Below are 20,550 nucleotides of genomic sequence, written 5' to 3'. Positions count from 1 at the left end.
ACATGGATTGTTGGACCGTACTGCAGCTGCCGGAAGATGCCGACGAGCGCACCATCAAACGCAGCTATGCGCGGCTGCTCAAAAGCTGCCGCCCGGATGAAGACGCCGCCGGCTTCCAGCGCCTGCGCGAGGCCTATGAAGAAGCGCTGAGCGAAGCGCGCTGGCGCATGGACAACGCCGAGGCAGTGGCCGTCGAGGCACCGCTGGCCGAAGCGGCCCCCGACAACCTCAGCGATCTGGCCGAACTGATGGACGTGCGCCCCCTCAGCCCGGCGCCGTTCGACGCCCCCGCGCCAGACCCTGCCGAAGCGCTGATCTGCGGCCTCAATGCCCATAACCTCGATGAACGCTGGGCGCAGGCTCGGCAACAGGGTTGCGCCGACGCGTTCCAGGCCGGCCTGTTGCGCCATTGTTTCAATGCCCCCGGCGAACGCAGCGCCATCGCCCAATGGGCCGCGCAGCACCTGGAATGGCTGACGCCGTGGCAGCAGGTAGCGATGACCCCTTGGCAATACGAGGCGCTGACCGGCGAACTGTTGCAGGACTATCGCCGCACCTTGCAAGAACTGCTGGAGCAACAGGCCGAACGCGAGTTCATCAGCCAATTGACCCAGTACAACAGCCAAGCCTGGTTACAGGTATTCGACTTGCAGCAGCAGTGGCAACGCATCGTTCTGCAATTGCTGCATGACACCCAATGGAGCGTGCCGCTGTTCGAACGGGTGTGCCAGACATTTGGTTGGGACGATCAGAAAGGGGTGTACCCGGAACCGGCGTGGATGTGGCGCCAGTTGGTGTCGCGTTGTGAGCAGGAGAGTTTCTTCACTCATCTGCAAGAAAAAGCCCAGGACACCCGACGCAACTCCGCCGACGCTCTGGCCGCGCGCTTATTGCTGACGCCGATGTCCACCACTCAACAAAAACGCATCATCGACACCTTCGGCGAAAACGAATGGAACGCCTGCCAGCACCTGGCCGAGACCCTGACCTGGCGTTATCCGCAACTGATCGAGCGGCTGCCTCAGCCTGACCTGTTCTTCTGGCGCAAATTCGTGCCACGGCCGATCTACACCCAAGTGTTTATCCGGTTGTGGGCCGTGTTCGCCCTGGGTATCGGCCTGAGCATCGCCCACTCCAAGCCCGACAAGCTGGGCTTGATGTCGGTGTCGATCTTTATGTTCATGGCACTGGTGCCGGCCGGTATCGGTTTTCGCGTCACGCAGTTCTGGGCCGGGATGAGTTCGACCTACAGAGTGCTGGACTTGTGGCTGAGCCAGCGCTTGATCCCCAAGCGACTCAACCCCAACGACTATTGGCTGGTGATCCGCCACGGCGTGCCGCAAGCGATCATGCTGGTGGCCTGCGCCTTGATGCTCGGCGTCCTCGGCGCGTTCACCTATGCCGGCATGGTGTTGATCAACCTGTTGCACAAAAAACGCATCGGTCATATGAGCCAACGCTTCAGCGAAGGCTACCCGTGGCTCAACGGCCTGCATTGGGCGTTCTGGAGCCCATGGCAAGCGGTGTTCCTGGTGGTGATGGTGACCGTGATCATCGCGGCCCAGCATTACCTGCCGGCGTTCCCCTGGACCCACATCGATCTGCCCAAACGCTGAGCCTGCCGGGCCTGAGCGCCCGGCAACTTGCGTTCGATCATCGCCCACAACCCGCCCTCCCCCGATTGAACCGCCCACGCACCGCCGCGCACCATGGCCGCCACCTGCATAACCCCAATAACAACAGGTTCGATACCATGAGCACTTTCCACCCGCGCCGGCTGTTGCTGGCCACCGCTGTCGCCAGTCTTGCCTTGCCTGCCGTCGCCGAAGACCACGGTTTTTTCGAAGACGCCAGCGCCAACCTCAACCTGCGTAATTTCTTCTTCAACCGTAACTTCACCAACCCGAGCAAAACCCAGGGTGGCGCCCAGGAGTGGACGCAGAGTTTTATCCTCGACGCCAAATCCGGTTTCACTCAGGGCACGGTGGGGTTCGGCGTGGATGTCCTGGGGCTGTATTCGCTCAAGCTCGACGGCGGACGCGGCACCGGCGGCACCCAGCTGTTGCCGTTGGATCACGACGGCCGCCCGGCGGATGACTTCGGGCGTTTGGGCGTGGCGTTCAAAGCACGGCTGTCCAAGACCGAGCTGAAGGTGGGCGAGTGGATGCCGGTGCTGCCGATCCTGCGCGCCGACGATGGCCGCTCCCTGCCGCAAACCTTGCGCGGTGGGCAGATCACATCCAAGGAAATCGAGGGCCTGACCCTCTACGGCGGCCAATTCCGCGCTAACAGCCCGCGCGACGACAGCAGTCTGTCGGACATGTCGATGGTGGGCAAAACGGCCTTTACCTCGGACCGCTTCAACTTCCAAGGCGCCGAATACGTATTCAACGACAAGCGCACCCAGATCGGCCTGTGGAACGCTCAACTCAAGGACATTTACCGCCAACAGTTCGTCAACCTGATCCACAGCCAGCCCGTGGGCGACTGGACCTTGGGCGCTAACCTCGGGTTCTTCTATGGCAGAGAAGACGGCAGCGCCCGCGCGGGCGAGTTGGACAATAAAACCTGGTCCGGCCTGCTCTCGGCCAAATACGGCGGCAACACGTTCTACGTGGGCCTGCAAAAGCTCAGCGGCGACAGCGCGTGGATGCGCGTCAACGGCACCAGCGGCGGCACCTTGGCCAACGACAGCTACAACTCAAGCTACGACAATGCCCAGGAGAAATCCTGGCAAGTGCGCCACGACTACAACTTCGCCGCCCTCGGCGTGCCGGGCCTGACCCTGATGAACCGCTATATCAGCGGCAGCAATGTGCACAGCGGCATCGTCACCGATGGCAAGGAATGGGGGCGCGAAAGCGAAGTGGGCTACACCGTGCAAAGCGGCGCGGCGAAGAACCTGACGGTTCGCTGGCGCAATTCCAGCATGCGCCGCGACTACAGCAACAACGAGTTCGATGAAAACCGGCTGATCGTCAGTTACCCGATCAGTCTGCTGTAAACCGGCGCGGCACTTGCTGTATGGTGCGCGCCTGCCGCTGCTGATCCGCCCAGCAGCGGCCTCTTTGCCGAGCCCGTGCCCACCATGAAACCCTTTGCTTTCGCCGCTGCCGTGCTTGCCCTGGCCTTGAGCCTCGGCGGCTGCATCAGCGCGCCAATCGCCTTGACGCCCCAGACCGAACAACGCCTGCAAGCCCAGGCGCCAATCCGCTTTCTGTTGACCTTCGATGACGGTCCCAGTGCTTCGGGCTATAACAACCCGACCCGCTCGGTGATCGCCGACCTGGCACACAACCCGGTGCTGCCGGGCATCAAGGCGGTGTTCTTCTTACAGACCGAATCCGCGCGCGCAGGCGGCAGTTCGCGGGGTCGCAAGACCATGGAACGCGAGTACGCCGGCGGGCATGTGCTGGCGTTTCACACCGCCACCACCTTCCACACCAATCACCGCTGGCTCAACGATGCCGAACTGGAACGCACCCTCACCCAGGGTGCGGCCGATATCGCCGCCATCACCGGCGCACCGCCGCGCCTGGTGCGCCCGCCGTTCTGGAACTATGACCGCCGCACCTTTGCCGCCTATCAACGCCACGGTATGCAGGTACTGCTTACGGACCTGAGCGCCAATGACGGCAAGATCTGGGGTTTCAATGCCAGCCCACGCCGACGCGCCAATCTGTATCGGCAACTGTCGGTGGTGCGCGAGCGCATCGCCCTCGGCGAATTGCCCACGGTGGACGGCGTGATCCCGGTGGTGGTGACCTTCCACGACATCAACCGCTACACCGCGCGGCACCTGCAGGAGTACTTGCAGATCCTGTTGGACAGCGCCCGCATCAACGGCATGAAAACCGCCGCAGAACCTTTCTACACCGACCACCCAGCACTGGAACGCGCCGCCCTGGCCCGTACGGTCAAGGACGTGAATGACACCGTACACCTGCCGGGCGTGTGGAATTGGGTGTGGGATGCGGACTCGCACTAAAACCAAAGCCGAGTGGCATTAATAAACATCGCGAAAAGCAATCGAGGAGACCCCACGCGGAACGGGACTTATGTGCAAACCAACTGATAAGGCACATCCGTTAACAACCCCGAGCCTTCAGTATGACTATTTCCGCAAGCACATCTCGCCCGACGACCTACTCCGGCCATTCATCAACGACGCCGCCAGAGCCGTCCGTTGAGATCAAGTACAAACGCCCTGACTCCGATGCATTCACCGCCGCCTCCCGGCCTTCTCCGGCTGGCAGAATCGGAGAAAAAAACTACATCAACAACGAAGTTTTGTTCCAAGACAAGAACGTCAAAATCTCCCAGGATTTCGAATTCGCAGCGACAAAAAAAGGCGACGTAAGCCTGATATCCACCCAGATCGTGCTGGAAACCGGCAACCGCGCAGACAACATCCACATCACCAAGGGCACCGAAGGAAAGTTGCTCGCCACCGTCAACGCAAAGGCCTACACCCTCCAGTTACACGCGCGACCCGACCTGGGGCAGTTCCAACCCCTGCATATCAAAACCCACGGCGGCAACGACTCTGTAGTGATTGCCCCCGACGTCACTACCCCCCTCATCCGCATCGACCTGGGCGCCGGTAACGATTACGCCCATGCCGGTGGCGCCACTACTCAGATCAGGGGTGGCGCAGGAGACGACTATATCGTCATGGGCAGTGGGCGCGGCGCGGCCTCGGGCGAGGACGGCAACGACCTGTTGGTCGCGGGCAGCGGTAGCACTGCACTGTATGGCGGTAATGGCAACGATAGGATGTATGCCGTAACGCCTCTCGCCAAAGGCATGGTGCATATGGACGGCGGAAACGGTGACGACACAATGGTCGCTAGAAAGCGCCACGCCGTGATGCACGGTGGCGGTGGTAACAACCTGATGGTCAGCCACGACAGCGCGGTCATCTACACCGGCCGTGGTAGCAACAGGGTCAGGTCCTACCACGACAATACGACGATCTACGCCAAGCCCTCAGACAACGTGGTTAGCTCGCTCAACTCACGCCGGATCGATGTAGAGCCCAGTAACGCCGGAAAAAAAGCCTTTCGAGTAGAGGGCTCTGCCGAGTTCAAACAAAACTTCGAGGACAATCTGGAGCTGTTGCGAATGTCGCCGACCGGCCAAGGCGTGTTGCAGAAGGCCGACGAACTGGCCGAGCAAAACAACGCCCCCATTACCCTCCGTGAATTAAGCGCCCGCGATGACATGCTGTACGGTTTCAACAACACATCCATTGAACAACACCTTGAAGCGGGAGGTGACTTGGACTCGCTCACGCTTTCACAGCGAGGTTTCATCGTTGACGGTCAGCCGGGAGCAAAGGCTGACCGCGGCACAATCCTCTACAACCCTTTGTCCATGTATAACGAAACTTCCAGCCCAATCACCGGCCTGGCCCATGAAATGGCCCACGCGTTCAACGGTGCCACCGGCACATTTGTGCCGGGCAATACGGCGGACTCGGCCAACAATAATACCGAGGAGCCGAATCTGGAACGGCAAGCCGTGGGCCTGCAAACCACCTCAGCACCTTTTGACTTTGATGGTGACCCAAACACCGCCCCTACCACGACCAACCCGCCCCCCTTCACCGAAAATGCCCTGAAGCGGGAGATGGGTCTGCCGTTACGCAAACGTGTCTTTGAGAATCCATAGACCTGAGGTCCGAGCCCTCCACGCCTGCGCGGGAAACCCCTGTTCAAACCGGTTCCCGCGACTCCACACCCAGCTCATCCCACACCGACTCGGCCAGGTGAAAGGTCGCATTCGCCGCCGGAATCCCGCAGTAGATGGCGCTCTGCATCAGCACCTCCTTGATCTCGGCGCGGGTCACGCCGTTGCTGGCGGCGGCGCGCAGGTGCAGCTTGAGTTCTTCGCTGCGGTTCATGCCGATCAGCATGGCGATGGTGATCAGGCTGCGGGTGTGCCTGGGCAAGCCCGGTCGGGTCCAGATATCGCCCCAGGCATGACGGGTGATCATCTCCTGGAACTCGCTGTTGAATTCGGTCAACGCGTTGAGGCTGCGGTCGACATGGGCATCGCCCAGCACTTCACGACGCACTTGCAGGCCGTCGGCGTAACGTTGTTTCTCGTCCACGAAAAGCTCCTTAGCGGCACAACAGGAATTTAATCACCCGGTCACTGAACGCAGCACCGGCCTGCACATTGGACAGGTGCGCGGCGTAGAACTCGGCGTACTCGGCAGCCTTGACCTGTTGCTGGATAAAGTGCCCACCCGCTGGCGGCGTGACGGCATCTTCACTGCCGGCGATGACCAGGGTCGGCACCTGGATCGCCCCTAGGTTTGCGCGTAAATCCGCATCCCGTACCGCCGCGCAGTTGGCCGCGTAGCCCTGGGGCGAGGTGGCGGCGAGCATGTCGGTGATCAGTTTGGCCTGGTGTGGGTTGGCAGCGGCGAAGTCGGGGGTGAACCAGCGCGCAATCGACGCATCGCGCAAGGCCACCATCGCGTCCGCGCCATCGCGCAGCACGGTCTCGATGCGTGGGTTCCACACCTCGGGCGTGCCAATTTTGGCGGCGGTGTTGCACACCACCAGACGCTGCAAGCGCTCACCGGCGTTAATGCCCAGCCATTGGCCGATCAGGCCGCCCATGGACAACCCGCAAAAATGCGCGCGGCGAATCTGCAACCCATCCAGCAGCGCGAGCACATCGCGCCCCAATTGCTCGATGCTGTAAGGCCCCTCGGTCACCAGCGACTTGCCATGCCCACGGGTGTCATAGCGCAACACGCGAAAATGCTCGGTGAACGCCGGGATCTGGGTATCCCACATACGTAGGTTGGTGCCCAACGAATTGGACAGCACCAACACCGGCGCATCCACCGGGCCTTCCAGTTGGTAGTGCAGGTCGCCCTCGGCGAGTTGTACAAAAGCCACAGCAGTCTCCTCAGGCAGTCAATGCAAAATGATCGGTCACGGCGCGGCTGACCCAAGTGTGCGCCTGCCCCAAGTAATGGGCCGGGTCGAGCAAGCGATCCAGCTCCGTGGGGGACAGTTCGGCGTTGATCTGTGGTTCGTCCGCCAATACCGCGCGCAGATGGCGCCCCTCGGCGACCGCCCGCTGACAGCATTGCTCCAGCAGATGGTGCGCGGTTTCGCGGCCCAGGCGCTGGGCGAGCACAATGCTCACCGCTTCGGCCAGCACCAGGCCCTGGGTCAATTCGAGGTTGCGCGCCATGCGCGCCGGGTCGACCTCCAAGCCCTGGCTCAGCAATACCGCCTGCTGCAAGGCACCGGAAACCAACCGGCAAATCTGCGGCAGGGTTTCCCACTCGGCATGCCACAGGCCCAGGCTGCGCTCGTGTTCCTGGGGCATGGCGCTGAACATAGTGGCCACAAGCCCCGGTACACGAGTGGCGGCGCTGATCAGGACGGCGGCGCCCACCGGGTTGCGTTTGTGCGGCATGGTGGAAGAACCGCCCTTGCCCGGCGCGGCAGGTTCGAACACTTCCGCCGCTTCGGTCTGCATCAGCAGGCTGATGTCCCGCCCCAGCTTGCCGAGGCTGCCGGCGATCAGGCCCAACACACTGGCGAACTCCACCAGGCGATCACGCTGGGTGTGCCAGGGTTGATCGGGCAGGCTCAGGTGCAGTTCGGCGGCCAAGGCTTCGGCCACCGGCATGGCCTGTTCGCCCAACGCCGCCAACGTGCCGGAGGCGCCGCCGAATTGCAGCACCAGCAAACGCGGTTTGAGTTCGGCCAGACGTTGCCGGCTGCGCGTCACCGCGCCCAGCCATCCGGCGATTTTCATGCCCAGGGTCACGGGTGTCGCATGTTGCAACCAGGTGCGCCCGGCCAATGGCACCGCGGCATAGCGCTGGGCTTGCGCGGCCAGCACATCGCCCAATTGCGCCAGGTCGCTTTCGATCAACACCAAGGCACGCCGCAGTTGCAGGACCAGGCCGGTGTCCATCACGTCCTGGCTGGTGGCGCCCAGGTGCACATAGCGCTCGGCATCGGCGTCCTCGCTGGCAATCAATTTGCCCAAGGCTTTCACCACTGGGATCGCCGAGTTGCCCGCCGAGGCAATCGCCATGCCGAGGGCATCCACGTCGTACAGCGATGCCAGGCACGCCTGGGCAATCGGTGCCACGGCCGCTGGCGGAATCAACCCGACGCGCGCCTGCGCCCGGGCCAGAGCGGCTTCGAAATCCAGCATGCCCTGCAAGCGCCCCTGGTCGCAGAACACCTCGGCCATGCTGTCGGCGGTGAAATAGGCGTCGAACAGTTGGTTGCTCGTGCGCAACGTCATAACTCAGTCCTTACAGATCGTGGTGCAGGTATTCCGCCTGTTTCGGCAGACGCAAGCTGAACAGGAACGCCACCGCCATCATGCCAGTCACGTACCAGTAGAAAGTGTTTTCCATGCCTATGGACTTCAAGCCCAGCGCCACATATTCCGCCGAGCCGCCGAACAGCGCATTGGCCACGGCGTAAGCCAGCCCGACGCCGAGGGCGCGAACATGGGGCGGGAACATTTCGGCTTTCACCAGGCCGCTGATGGAGGTGTAGAAACTCACAATCGCCAGCGCCAGGGAAATCAACACAAATGCCAGAAACGGACTGGTCACGGTTTTCAACGTCAACAGGATCGGCACCGTGCACAGCGTGCCGAGTGCGCCGAACCAAAGCATCGAGTTACGTCGGCCGATCTTGTCCGAGAGCATGCCGAACAACGGCTGCATGCACATGTACAAGAACAGCGCGCCGGTCATGATGAAGCTGGCGGTCTTGGCGTGCAGGCCGGCGGTGTTCACCAGGTACTTCTGCATGTAGGTGGTGAATGTGTAGAAAATCAGCGAACCGCCGGCGGTGTAGCCCAGCACGGTGATAAACGCGGCTTTGTGATGACGGAACAGCGCGGCCACACTGCCGGCGTTTTTGTCCTGGCGGGTTTCCTGGTTGGTGGTTTCTTTCAGGGTGCGACGCAGCAACAAGGAGATCAGCGCGGCAATCGCGCCGATCACGAACGGAACGCGCCAGCCCCAGGCGCGCAGTTCCTCTTCGCTGAGCAGCTGTTGCAGGATCACCACCACCAGCACGGCCAGCAATTGCCCGCCGATGAGCGTCACGTATTGGAACGAGGCGAAGAAGCCGCGTTGCCCCTTGAGCGCCACCTCACTCATATAAGTGGCCGTGGTGCCGTATTCGCCGCCCACCGACAACCCCTGGAACAACCGCGCCACCAGCAGCAATGCCGGGGCCCAGGCGCCGATATCCTTGTAGGTGGGCAGAAAGGCGATAACCAGCGACCCGGCGCACATCATCAGCACCGAGATCATCATCGAGTTCTTGCGCCCATGCTTATCGGCCACTCGACCAAACAGCCAGCCGCCGATCGGCCGCATCAGGAACCCGGCGGCGAACACACCGGCGGTGTTAAGCAGTTGAACGGTGGGATCATCCGATGGGAAAAACGCCGGAGCGAAATAAATGGCGCAGAAGGCATAGACGTAGAAGTCGAACCATTCGACCAAGTTGCCGGAAGAGGCACCGACAATCGCGAAGATGCGCTTGCTGCGTTCTTCGCCGGTGTAATGACTGGTGGTGGTGGTCATAGTGTTTTCACTCAGTGGGAACGGTTATAGCCTAGACACACTTTGCAACAGCCATGTTCCGAAAGCGGTGCCTGAGACGGCCTGATCGGGGGCAAGCCCCCTCCCACATCTTGACCGCACCGCCTATCAACTGTGGGAGGGGGCTTGCCCCCGATCAGGCCCTACCAAACGAATCAATAATCGAAGAACACCGTTTCCTTATCGGCCCCCTGCAAAATCACATTCCACTGATACACACCGTGCGCGTCCGGCTTGGCCACCAAGGTACTCCGGCGCTCCACGGGCACACAGGCCAGCAGCGGGTCATCCCCATTCAGTGCTTCACCATCGAAATAAATCCGCGTAAGCAAGTGCTTCACCAGACCACGGGCAAACACCAATATCACCAAGTGCGGTGCCTGGGTCGTGCCGTTGAGCCCCGGCACACTACCCGGTTTGATGGTGGTGAAGCGAAACCGCCCTTCGGCGTCCACCGGCACGCGGCCGAAGCCTTCAAAACTCGGGTCGAGGGCTTTGTCCTGCTCGTCCTCGGGGTGGTTGTACTTGCCGGCCGCGTTGGCCTGCCAGACTTCCAGCATGGCGTCATTGACGACCTCGCCCTTGCCATCCACCACTTGCCCGCTGATCGCCACGCGCTCGCCAAGGGTGGCCGGGGTGGTCAGGTCTTCGCGGTTCAGCCAGGTCAGACCAATGTGGTAGTACGGCCCGACGGTGTGGGACGTGGTTGCGTTGAGTGTCATCTTATTTCTCCATCGGCGTGGCATCGCGGCCGCGCAGGACGATGTCCCAGCGGTAGCCGAGGGCATAGGACGGAATGGTTTTTTCCAGATCGAAACGCGCGATCAGGCGTTCCTTGGCACGGGTGTCCGGCACGCAGTTGTAGATCGGGTCGTATTCGAGCAGCGGATCGCCGGGGAAATACATCTGGGTCACCAAACGCGTGAGCACGCTGGGGCCGAACAGCGAAAAGTGGATATGGGCCGGGCGCCACGCGTTGTGGTGGTTGCCCCACGGGTAGGCGCCGGGCTTGATGGTCTGGAACTGGTACCACCCGTCGGCGTCGGTAACGGTACGCCCGGTGCCGGTGAAGTTGGGGTCCAGCGGCGCATCGTGCAGGTCGCGCGGGTGGTTGTAGCGCCCGGCCGCGTTGGCCTGCCAGATCTCCACCAGAATACCGGGCACCGGCAGACCGTTTTCATCCAGCACGCGGCCATGGATGATGATGCGTTCGCCCAGGGGCTCACCGTCATGCTGGGCGGTGAGGTCGTTGTCCTTCTCACCGACCCGCTCGGCGCCGATGGTCGGGCCGGTGATTTCCGACAAGGAATGGGGCAGAAACACCAACGGCTTGGACGGCGAACGCAGGTTCGTCGACTGGTACGCCGGATGCAGGTATTCAGGCTGGGTGCCCGCCTGGGGGCGCCGGTAACCGGGCTTATCACTCATGGAGCCATCCTCTCTTATTAGACTCAGACGCGTTCGATCGCCAGGGCCAGGCCTTGGCCGACGCCCACGCATAGGGTGGTCAGGCCTTTGCGGCCGCCGGTTTTTTCCAATTGATGCAGGGCCGTCAAGACCAGCCGCGCACCGCTCATGCCCAATGGATGGCCAAGGGCAATAGCGCCGCCGTTCGGGTTGACCTGCGGCGCATCGTCGGCCAGGCCCAGTTCACGCAGCACGGCCAGGCCTTGGCTGGCGAAGGCTTCGTTGAGCTCGATCACATCGAAATCGCTTACTGCCAGGTCCAGACGGGCCAACAGTTTGCGCACCGCCGGCACCGGGCCGATGCCCATTACGCGCGGGGCCACACCGGCACTGGCCATGCCCAATACGCGGGCGCGGGCCGTCAAACCGTGTTGTCGCACAGCCTCGGCGGACGCCAGAATCAGCGCCGCCGCGCCGTCGTTGACCCCCGAGGCATTGCCGGCGGTGACGCTCTTGTCGGGGCCGTTGACCGGCTTGAGTTTGGCCAGGGCTTCCAGGGTGGTGTCCCGTGGATGCTCGTCGCGCTCCACCACGGTTTCGCCTTTTTTATGGGCGACCCGCACCGGCACGATTTCCTCGGCAAAGTAACCGGCGGCCTGCGCGGCAGCCGTGCGTTGCTGGCTGCGCAGGGCGAACGCGTCCTGGTCGGCGCGGGAGACGTTGTAATCGTCGGCCACGTTATCGGCGGTTTGCGGCATCGCATCCACGCCGTATTGGGCTTTCATCAACGGGTTGATAAAGCGCCAGCCGATGGTGGTGTCTTCCAGCGTCATGTTGCGCGAAAACGCGGCATCGGCCTTGCCCATCACGAAGGGCGCTCGGGACATCGACTCGACGCCACCGGCAATCACCAACTCCATCTCGCCGCTGGCAATGGCACGAAACGCAGTGCCGATGGCCTCCATGCCCGAGGCGCACAAACGGTTGAGGGTCACGCCCGGCACGCTCTCCGGCAGGCCGGCCAGCAGCAACGCCATGCGCGCCACATTGCGGTTGTCTTCGCCGGCCTGGTTGGCACAGCCGAGGAACACCTCATCGACCGCGTCCCATTGCACCGACGGGTTGCGCGCCATCAGCGCCTTGATCGGCAGCGCCGCCAGGTCGTCGGCGCGTACGCTGGATAAACCACCGCCAAAGCGGCCGATGGGGGTGCGAATGGCGTCGCAGATAAATACCTCGCGCATCAGGCTTCTCCCGGGGCTTGGCCGTGGGCGGCGGCGGTGCGGGCTTCAAGGTCGCGCAGCGCGGTCAGCTCGGCCTCAGTGGGTTCGGCGGTGGTGCTGACCTGTTCGGCGAAACGAATCGCCCAACCGGTGGCGGCCACCACCTGTTCACGGGTCACGCCGGGATGCAGCGCGGTGACCACGAACTCATGGGTGCCCTCCTCCGGCTCCATGACGCACAGGTCGGTAATAATCCCTACAGGCCCTGCGCCTGGCAGACCCAGCCGTTTACGCGAGTCGCCGCCTTCGCCATGGCCGACCGAGGTGATGAAGTCCAGCTTGTCGACGAACGAGCGCGCCGACTGCTTGAGAATGATCAACACGCTCTTGGCCGAGCCGGCGATTTCCGGCGCGCCCCCGGCCCCCGGCAAACGCACCTTGGGCTGGTGGTAATCGCCGACCACGGTCGTGTTGATATTGCCGAAACGGTCGACCTGGGCCGCGCCGAGGAAGCCCACGTCAATGCGCCCGCCTTGCAGCCAGTAACGGAAAATTTCCCCAGTGGGCACCACGGTGTCGGCGGTTTCCGCCAGCTCGCCATCACCGATGGACAGCGGCAGCACGGACGGCTTGGCGCCGATCGGGCCGGACTCGTAGATCAGCACCACGTCCGGCGATGAGGTCAGGCGCGCCAGGTTGGCGGCCTTGGAGGGCAGGCCGATGCCGACGAAGCACACCGAACCGTTGTTGAGGCGGCGCGCGGCGGCGACGGTCATCATCTCATTGGTCGAATAGGTCATTACTTGGCCTCCGGTGCGGCGGCCAGCTTGGCCTGGAACTCAGTGAAATCGGCAGTGCCGCGGATGTAGTCGTCGACCCATGCGGTAAAGGTCTCACGGTCGCGAGCGATAGGGTCCCACGCCTGGTAGAAACGGTTATCCCGCTCGTTGTAGCCATGGGCGTAGGACGGGTGCGCGCCGCCGGGCACATGGCACACCGCTGTCAGGGCCCAGGTCGGCAGCACACAGCTGTTCATCGGCGCATTCAGGTCGTCGACGATTTCTTCCACGGTGACGATGCAACGCTTGGCGGCCAGCGCGGCTTCTTTCTGCACACCGAGAATGCCCCAGAGCAACACGTTGCCCTTGCGGTCGGCCTTCTGCGCGTGAATCACCGTGACATCCGGGCGCACCGACGGCACCGCTGCCAGCACTTCGCCGGTGAATGGGCAAGTCACGCTCTTGATCAGCGGGTTGACCTTGGGCAAGTCGGAACCGGCGTAAGCGCGCAGCACCGCGAACGGTAGGCCGGAGGCCCCGGCTACGTAGGCATTGGCCAGGTCGGCGTGGCTGTGTTCTTCGATCTCCAGCGGTTGCGGCCACTGCTTTTCGACTGCGTCCCGCAGACGATGCAGGGAGCCTACGCCGGGGTTGCCGCCCCAGGAAAAAATCAGCTTGCGGGCACAACCGGCGCCGATCAACTGGTCGTAGATCAGGTCAGGTGTCATGCGTACCAGCGTCAGGTCTTTCTTGCCTTGACGAATGATTTCATGACCCGCTGCCGTAGGAATGAGGTGGGTAAAACCTTCCAGTGCGACGGTGTCGCCGTCGTTGACGAATTGCTTTACCGCATCACGCAGGGCAAGGATTTCAGCCATGGGGGTCGGGCTCCCGGTGTTGATCGAAAAAGGCGCTGAGGGCGCGCCGAGTGCTTGCAGATTAAGCCGGGCAAATGGGCCGAACAATCCGATAATCGACTAAGCGTTCGATTATCGAACTGATTGTTGGCAGGCTATCGATCAGGTCGCGTCGGCATGGCTGACCATGCCTTTGATCACAACCGCAGTGGTGGCCAGTGCGGCGGGAATCACCAAGGCGGTGAGCACTTGCTCGAAGTTCCAGCCCAGGCCCAGCAGCGTGGCGCCCATCCAGGCCCCGAGAATCGCGCCGAAACGCCCGATGCCGAGCATCCACGACACCCCAGTGGCGCGGCCCTGGGTCGGGTAGAAGCGCGCCGCCAGGGAAGGCATCGCCGACTGCGCGCCGTTGACGCACATCCCGGCGATCAGCACCAGGGTTGCCAGTAACGTGATGTTGCCCAGGCTCTGCCCGACCGCGTAAGCAAACACACCGGCCAGCAGGTAAAACGTACCGATGACCTTGTGCGGGTTGAACCGGTCCATTGCCCAGCCCACGCCGACCGCGCTCAATACACCGCCGAATTGGAACAGCGCGCCGATAAACGCGGCCTGCTCCATGCTCGCCCCGCTGTCGCGCATCAGGGTGGGCAGCCAGCTGGTCAGCAGGTACACGATCACCAGGCCCATGAAGTAGGTCAGCCATAGCAACAAGGTGCCGGCGCTGTAGGTGCCGGAAAAGATCACCGCGAACACGTTGCGTGCCTTCACGGTTTTTTGTTCGGGCACACTGAAATGGGTGGCCTGGGCGACGAGATTGGGTTCGATGGGCGAGAGGGTCCGGCGCACTTTGTCGGTGCCACGGTTGCGTACCACCAGGTAACGCGCCGATTCCGGCAACCACACTAGCAGCACCACGGCCAGGATCAACGGCAGAATGCCGCCGATCAACAACAGGCTATGCCAGCCAAACGCGGGGATCAGCTTGGCCGAGATAAACCCGCCGCCGGCCATGCCCAGGTTGAAGCCGCAGAACATGCTGGTCACCAGCAGCGACTTATGGCGTTCAGGGGTGTATTCGGAGAGCAAGGTGGTGGCGTTGGGCATACCCGCGCCCAGGCCCAAGCCGGTGAGAAAACGCAACACCAGCAACTGATCGACGCTGCTGCTGTAGGCCGAAGCCAGGCTGAACGCACCGAACACCAGCACCGCGCCTACTAGCACGACTTTGCGCCCGAAACGGTCGGCCAGCGGGCCAGAGCCCAGGGCACCGAACACCATGCCGATCAGCGCGGCGCTCATCACCGGGCCAAGGCTGGCGCGGTCGATGCCCCAGTCCTGAGACAAAGCCGGCGCAATAAAGCCCATGGCCGCCGTATCGAGGCCATCGAGAAACACGATCAGGAAACACAGAATGACCACGCGCCACTGATAGCGCGACAGTGGCTGGCTATTAATAAAGGACTGCACGTCCAGAGAAGTACCGACAGAAGGCTGATTCATTATTTTTATTCCACACCGATGGCGGGCTGGCGGCCTGGGGCCGTCATTCTTATTAAAGGGCGCTGGAACAGCGCTGCCGCACATTAATAAGCCGGGGGAAACACCGTCAATTGATTAGACCGGGATCTGTGCGGTCACCGAACACTTAGGCAAACAGCTGCGCACTCAGCTCGCGGCTGGCGCTGAGCATACTGGGCAAGAAACGCTGCTCCAGCTCGCTGCGGCTGACCCGCCCGGCGTGGGTGCTCACATTCAGCGCCGCGAGCACTTGGCCGGAGGCGTCATACACCGGCACGGCGATGGAGCGCAGGCCCTGTTCGAGCTCCTGATCGACGATGCACCAGCCCTGCTGACGTACCTGTTGCAGGCATTCGAACAAGGCTTGAGGCGTGGTAAGGGTACGGCTGGTCTTGGTTTGCAGATCGGCGTGGTCGAGGTAGTCCTGCAGCGACGCATCGTCCAGCGCCGCCAGCAGGATGCGCCCCATGGAGGTGCAATAAGCCGGCAAACGCCCGCCGACGGAGAGGTCCACGGAGATCAGGCGCTGAGTGGTGGCCGAACGGGCGATATAGAGGATGTCATCGCCTTCGAGGGTCGCCATGTTGCAGGCTTCGTGGAGTTGCTCGCTCATGCGATCCAGATAGGGCTGTGCCGATACCGCCAGCGGCGTGGACGACAGGTACGCGTGGCCCAGGGTCAGGACCTTGGGCAGCAGCGAATAGGTACGCCCGTCGGTGGTGGCGTAGCCGAGTTTGATCAGGGTGTGCAGGCAACGGCGCACGGCGGCACGCGGGATTTCGGTGCGATGGCTGATCTGGGCGATGGTCAGGTGGCGTTTGCGCTCCTGGAAGGCTTGCACCACGGCCAGGCCGCGGGCCAGGGAGGTCATAAAGTCGGGATCACCGGTAAACGCCTGGATGCGTTTTGCCGGCGAGGCAACGATCGGAGGGGCTACGGACGCGAAAGAATTGCGCAATTGATCATTCATCTCGATGCCTTCTCTTATTGTCAGCCGCAGGGGAGGTTTGCCCGGTATTACAAGCCGCGCCGGCCGCGCGATACAAGCTTGGGGCGACGACGCCGGGCGATTATCGAACGGGTATTCGATTATCGCAACTCGTTGTATTCCTCCCCGGCAGGCCCAGCGCTCAAACCTGATGATGCTGCGCAAAGTTATACAAAACGATCTTCGCCGTTAAAGCAGTTGCGGACTTTCTGACGCCAGACTTTTATTAATACGCACACGCGGGTATCACAAGATGTTCACACATCCTTGAAGCTTTTTAACTCTATGCCGATAGTGTTATTCAGATGCGCGGCTATAATGCACCCTGTGCTCAGGCCCATTCGACGTTGCTAGCGCAAGCGGGCCCGAAACCGTGCACAGGCAGTGCATGACCGAGCGCAACTACTTGCCTGAAATGACCGCCACGGTCTGTCTTCTGTATTTTCAAACTTGAACACGACAACGGTTCAACTTTGAACAATCCGGGGCGGCCATCAGGCATGACGCTTGAACTTAAATACACTCAACTCATTTAGGTAACAATGTGACGAAAGATGAACTGCGCGCGGAACTTGAGCGCCAGGAACAACGTTACAAGGACGTTTACGGCGGGGAAGTCACCACCTACGCCGCCCAGCCTGAACCTGAGCGCAAACCGTGGCGCAAGCGCGCCAGCCTGCTGGATCAGGCGTTTGCCCAGGAAATCCAAAAGATAGAACAGGAACTCAAGGCCCAAGAGCCATAAGCGATTCGGTTACAGCCTGGGTGTGGCCTTGGCTGCTGGCGTATGGCTAGCAGCCGGCTCCTTGGTACCTCACCACTTCCAGTAAAATTTCATACAAATGTTTCCGATATGACATTTTGGTGACATTCCCCCTCCTCGCACGCCCTCTGCTTTATAAATCAAACACTTGCCAAAGCCCCGGAATCCCTGGGATACACGCCGTCCCTGGGTATTTTTTCATTGATGAATGTTACCGATGAGCAGCTAGTGCATCGATTACCGAGGTTTTCTGGCATAATCGCGCCCCCTTACGACCGGGTCAGAAAACCTTCATGATCGATTTATTCAGCGGACTGGATGCGTGGGTTCTAGTGAGCCTGTTGCTCGCCCTGGCCTTTGTCCTCGCCTTCGAGTTCATCAATGGCTTTCATGACACCGCTAACGCGGTGGCCACAGTCATCTATACCAAAGCCATGCCGCCACACCTGGCCGTGTTCTTCTCCGGGGTGTTCAACTTCCTCGGCGTGTTGCTCGGCGGTGTGGGTGTCGCTTACGCCATCGTGCATCTGCTGCCGGTGGAGCTGCTGATCAATGTGAATACCGGCCATGGTCTGGCCATGGTCTTCTCATTATTGGCGGCGGCGATCACCTGGAACCTCGGCACCTGGTATTTCGGTATCCCTGCTTCCAGTTCCCACACCTTGATCGGCTCGATCCTCGGTGTCGGCCTGGCCAACGCACTGATCAACGATATCCCCCTGGCTGACGGTGTGAACTGGCAGAAAGCGATCGATATCGGTGCCTCCTTGGTGTTCTCGCCAATGGCCGGGTTCCTGGTCGCGGCCCTGGTGCTGATCGGCCTGAAGTGGTGGCGCCCGCTGTCGAAGATGCACAAGACGCCGGACCAGCGCCGCAAGCTCGACGACAAGAAGCACCCGCCGTTCTGGAACCGCCTGGTACTGGTGATCTCGGCCATGGCCGTAAGCTTCGTGCACGGTTCCAACGACGGTCAGAAGGGTATCGGCCTGATCATGCTGGTGCTGATCGGTATCGTGCCGGCGCAGTTCGTTCTCGACCTGGGCAGCACCACTTACCAGATCGAACGCACCCGCGACGCCACCGTGCATTTGAGTCAGTTCTATCAGCGCAATAACGAAACCCTCGGCGAGTTCCTGGCCCTGGGCAAAAGCATGAAGGACGACCTGCCGGGCAAGTTCCAGTGCAACCCGCAACAGACCGAGCCGACCATCAACGCGCTGGTCAACACCTTGAAAGGTGTGTCCGACTACCATTCGCTGAGCGCCGATCAACGTATCGAAGTGCGTCGCTACCTGCTTTGCCTGGACGACACCGCGAAGAAAGTCGGCAAGCTGCCAGGCCTGGATGCCCGTGAGAAATCCGACCTCGACAAGCTGCGCAAAGACCTGACCGCCACCACCGAGTACGCACCGTTCTGGGTGATCCTGGCCGTTGCATTGGCCCTGGGCCTGGGCACCATGGTCGGTTGGAAGCGCGTAGTGCTGACCATCGGCGAGAAGATCGGCAAGCAAGGCATGACCTACGCCCAAGGCATGTCGGCGCAGATCACCACGGCGAGCATGATTGGCCTGGCCAACATCTTCAGCCTGCCGGTGTCGACCACCCATGTGCTGTCGTCGGGCGTTGCCGGCACCATGGTTGCCAACAAAAGCGGCCTGCAAGGCGGCACGGTCAAGACCATCCTGATGGCCTGGGTGCTGACCTTGCCGGCGACGGTGGCGTTGTCGGCCGGGTTGTTCTGGCTGGCGTCCAAGGCGCTGGGTAGCTGATCACCCTGCGCTGAATAAAGAAAGGTGCGGCCTCGCAGGAGGACCGCACCTTTTTTTATGGCTGCGCATTAATGCCAGGCTTAAATAACAGGCAAAAAAAAAGGGCGACCGAAGTCGCCCAAAATGCCTTGCGTGCTCATGTAATCCGGAAAGACTTAAGGTTTTTTACGCTTATGCGAGTCTTTCCAGATAAAAATTCCAAACCCTACAAAGAACAACACCATGAGGCTGACCGTCAGCACTCCGGCAAACACCACATTATCGATAAACATGACCGGCCTCCTGTGCTTGCCCTGTTGCGATGGGGCTAAGTTAATGGAGAAGGCACATTGGAAAATTGACGGGGATCAATGTCGCCCGCGACGGGGCGTAAAGGAGGGAAATAACTGACCTGCATCAATAGATGCAGGCCATTTCAACGCTTTTTAGGTTTGTTTTTCGGTTTCTTCTTGGCTTTTCCAAGGGGCATGGCCTGTTCGAATGCCTGGCGAACTTCATTCAGACGTTTCTCGTTAAGGTCATGCACCCGCTTGGCGCGTTCGGCATTCAGGTCGATCAGCTTGGGTTCATCACTCATGGCTTGGCTTTTGTGGTTGCGGGAATGCCCCAATAATGCGGCCAACCCCGCCCCACGGCAAATCAGCGGACGACAAAAGGCAGGCCATCGACCAAAATCGGCGCTTCTGCCCAACCGTTCGAGGTGCATTCAGGTGGCACTGCACAAAGACCTTCCGCCGTTGCTGGCGCTGCGCGCGTTCGAAGCCGTGGCACGGCACTTGAGCTTTATCAAGGCAGCGTCCGAATTGTCGGTGACCCAAAGCGCGCTGAGTCATCAAGTGCAGAAACTCGAACAACACTTGGGTAAAGCGCTGTTTATCCGACGCACCCGTGCGATTGATCTGACCGCTGATGGCCAACAGTACTACGACACTATCCGCCCGGCCCTCGATGCAATCGCCACCGCCACCCGCGCGCAACGGGTTGCGCCGCACACGACGGTATTGCGCATAGGCCTGCTGGCCTCATTCGCCACTCTGTGGCTGGCCCCGCGTCTGGCCGGTTTTCTCAACCGCTACCCGCTTATTCAGGTTGAGTTGCTGCCGGCCATTCAACTGGCCAACGTCGCCGCCGCCGAAGTCGACCTGGCCATCCGCTACGGCAAAGGCGACTGGGCCGACGTCCAGGCCAGCCGGCTGATGACCGAGGTGATCTCCCCGGTGTGCAGCCCCGCGTTCAAGGCCAGCCAGGTGCCCAATGGTCCATTGCTGATGGCCACTTCGCACCGACCGTTCGAATGGACCGATTGGTCCGCGCATTACCATGTGGACCTTGAGCCACACCCCCGCGTGTTGTTGCACGACTACAACATCGTGGTCGAAGCCGCTGTGGCCGGGCAAGGCATTGCCATGGGTCGTCACCGCTTGATCGAACGCCGTTTGCAGGACGGCAGCCTGGTGCCGGCATTCGATTGGCCGCCCTATCACAGCGACATCGGCTATTGGCTGATCGCCCCGCAAGGCGGCATCAGCCCAGCGGCTGAATCCTTCGTCGCGTGGCTGAAGGACGCCTGCACCGACGCGTGAGTTATTTCGATACGTCGGGTGAGATCTATCCGTTTGTCGCTGTC

20 protein-coding genes are annotated in these 20,550 nt (G+C 61.4%); 7 read left to right on the top strand and 13 right to left on the bottom strand.

The features are described 5' to 3' along the window. Positions 1-2: 2 nt before the first annotated feature. The 4 genes from HRH33_RS07665 (at position 3) to HRH33_RS07650 (ending at position 5,673) form a co-directional block, all read left to right on the top strand. Positions 3-1,616: a J domain-containing protein gene (locus HRH33_RS07665; protein ID WP_167416470.1), complete on the top strand. Its 1,614-nt coding sequence runs from the start codon at positions 3-5 to the stop codon at positions 1,614-1,616. A 137-nt stretch (positions 1,617-1,753) separates the two neighbouring features. Further along, the gene (locus HRH33_RS07660) at positions 1,754-3,004 is read left to right on the top strand and encodes an OprD family porin (protein WP_167416469.1); all 1,251 of its coding nucleotides are present in this window, start codon (positions 1,754-1,756) and stop codon (positions 3,002-3,004) included. Between the two features lie 84 nt (positions 3,005-3,088). Continuing rightward, the gene (locus HRH33_RS07655) at positions 3,089-3,988 is read left to right on the top strand and encodes a polysaccharide deacetylase family protein (protein ID WP_034096322.1); all 900 of its coding nucleotides are present in this window, start codon (positions 3,089-3,091) and stop codon (positions 3,986-3,988) included. A gap of 122 nt (positions 3,989-4,110) precedes the next feature. After that, positions 4,111-5,673, top strand: coding sequence for a M91 family zinc metallopeptidase (locus HRH33_RS07650; protein WP_167416468.1), 1,563 nt, complete (start codon positions 4,111-4,113; stop codon positions 5,671-5,673). Positions 5,674-5,716: 43 nt separating this feature from the next. Here HRH33_RS07650 and pcaC read toward each other — a convergent pair whose 3' ends face one another. The 11 genes from pcaC to pcaR form a co-directional block, all read right to left on the bottom strand. Continuing rightward, entirely contained in the window at positions 5,717-6,115 is a 399-nt protein-coding gene (gene pcaC, locus HRH33_RS07645; RefSeq protein ID WP_034137300.1) for a 4-carboxymuconolactone decarboxylase, read from the bottom strand. Between the two features lie 10 nt (positions 6,116-6,125). Then, positions 6,126-6,917 carry a 3-oxoadipate enol-lactonase gene (pcaD, locus tag HRH33_RS07640; protein WP_094064709.1) on the bottom strand — a complete coding sequence of 264 codons (792 nt, stop codon included), beginning with the start codon at positions 6,915-6,917 and terminating at the stop codon, positions 6,126-6,128. A gap of 10 nt (positions 6,918-6,927) precedes the next feature. Beyond that, positions 6,928-8,292, bottom strand: a complete 1,365-nt coding sequence (locus HRH33_RS07635) for a 3-carboxy-cis,cis-muconate cycloisomerase (protein WP_167416467.1) — start codon at positions 8,290-8,292, stop codon at positions 6,928-6,930. A gap of 10 nt (positions 8,293-8,302) precedes the next feature. Next, on the bottom strand, positions 8,303-9,598 hold the full coding sequence (locus HRH33_RS07630) for an MFS family transporter (RefSeq protein ID WP_173603378.1): 1,296 nt from the start codon (positions 9,596-9,598) through the stop codon (positions 8,303-8,305). 173 nt (positions 9,599-9,771) lie between these two features. After that, positions 9,772-10,338, bottom strand: a complete 567-nt coding sequence (gene pcaG, locus HRH33_RS07625; protein WP_167416465.1) for a protocatechuate 3,4-dioxygenase subunit alpha — start codon at positions 10,336-10,338, stop codon at positions 9,772-9,774. A gap of 1 nt (position 10,339) precedes the next feature. After that, a complete protein-coding gene (gene pcaH / locus HRH33_RS07620) occupies positions 10,340-11,044 on the bottom strand; it encodes a protocatechuate 3,4-dioxygenase subunit beta (RefSeq protein ID WP_034137295.1) in 705 nt (234 codons plus the stop codon). A 23-nt stretch (positions 11,045-11,067) separates the two neighbouring features. Further along, positions 11,068-12,270 (bottom strand): 3-oxoadipyl-CoA thiolase, encoded by a 1,203-nt coding sequence (gene pcaF, locus HRH33_RS07615; RefSeq protein WP_173603576.1) that lies wholly within the window; start codon positions 12,268-12,270, stop codon positions 11,068-11,070. Then, positions 12,267-13,046: a CoA-transferase subunit beta gene (locus HRH33_RS07610; RefSeq protein ID WP_034137294.1), complete on the bottom strand. Its 780-nt coding sequence runs from the start codon at positions 13,044-13,046 to the stop codon at positions 12,267-12,269. Before HRH33_RS07610 ends, pcaF begins: the two co-directional genes overlap by 4 nt. Continuing rightward, positions 13,046-13,903, bottom strand: coding sequence for a CoA transferase subunit A (locus tag HRH33_RS07605; protein WP_123480511.1), 858 nt, complete (start codon positions 13,901-13,903; stop codon positions 13,046-13,048). Before HRH33_RS07605 ends, HRH33_RS07610 begins: the two co-directional genes overlap by 1 nt. Before the next feature lie 141 nt (positions 13,904-14,044). Continuing rightward, a complete protein-coding gene (gene pcaK / locus HRH33_RS07600; RefSeq protein ID WP_034096312.1) occupies positions 14,045-15,385 on the bottom strand; it encodes a 4-hydroxybenzoate transporter PcaK in 1,341 nt (446 codons plus the stop codon). A gap of 145 nt (positions 15,386-15,530) precedes the next feature. Beyond that, entirely contained in the window at positions 15,531-16,373 is an 843-nt protein-coding gene (gene pcaR, locus HRH33_RS07595; protein ID WP_003189296.1) for a pca regulon transcriptional regulator PcaR, read from the bottom strand. A gap of 562 nt (positions 16,374-16,935) precedes the next feature. Between pcaR and HRH33_RS07590 the strand changes: the two genes are divergently transcribed. Next, on the top strand, positions 16,936-17,136 hold the full coding sequence (locus HRH33_RS07590; protein WP_034137291.1) for a hypothetical protein: 201 nt from the start codon (positions 16,936-16,938) through the stop codon (positions 17,134-17,136). Positions 17,137-17,447: 311 nt separating this feature from the next. Next, positions 17,448-18,923 carry an inorganic phosphate transporter gene (locus HRH33_RS07585; protein ID WP_034096310.1) on the top strand — a complete coding sequence of 492 codons (1,476 nt, stop codon included), beginning with the start codon at positions 17,448-17,450 and terminating at the stop codon, positions 18,921-18,923. 155 nt (positions 18,924-19,078) lie between these two features. Here HRH33_RS07585 and ccoM read toward each other — a convergent pair whose 3' ends face one another. Further along, positions 19,079-19,195: a cytochrome c oxidase subunit CcoM gene (gene ccoM / locus HRH33_RS26500; protein WP_034137290.1), complete on the bottom strand. Its 117-nt coding sequence runs from the start codon at positions 19,193-19,195 to the stop codon at positions 19,079-19,081. Positions 19,196-19,338: 143 nt separating this feature from the next. Further along, complete coding sequence (locus tag HRH33_RS07580; RefSeq protein ID WP_094064713.1) at positions 19,339-19,500, bottom strand: hypothetical protein; 162 nt, start codon at positions 19,498-19,500, stop codon at positions 19,339-19,341. A gap of 133 nt (positions 19,501-19,633) precedes the next feature. On the opposite strand from HRH33_RS07580, the gene HRH33_RS07575 reads away from it, so the two are divergent. Then, on the top strand, positions 19,634-20,506 hold the full coding sequence (locus tag HRH33_RS07575; RefSeq protein ID WP_123480512.1) for a LysR substrate-binding domain-containing protein: 873 nt from the start codon (positions 19,634-19,636) through the stop codon (positions 20,504-20,506). The last annotated feature ends 44 nt before the right edge of the window (positions 20,507-20,550 follow it).

This window comes from Pseudomonas rhodesiae (genome assembly GCF_013285305.1).
Classification (GTDB): Bacteria; Pseudomonadota; Gammaproteobacteria; order Pseudomonadales; family Pseudomonadaceae; genus Aquipseudomonas; species Aquipseudomonas rhodesiae.
Note: the sequence above shows the minus strand (reverse complement) of the source record. Positions and strands in the feature narration are given on the sequence as shown.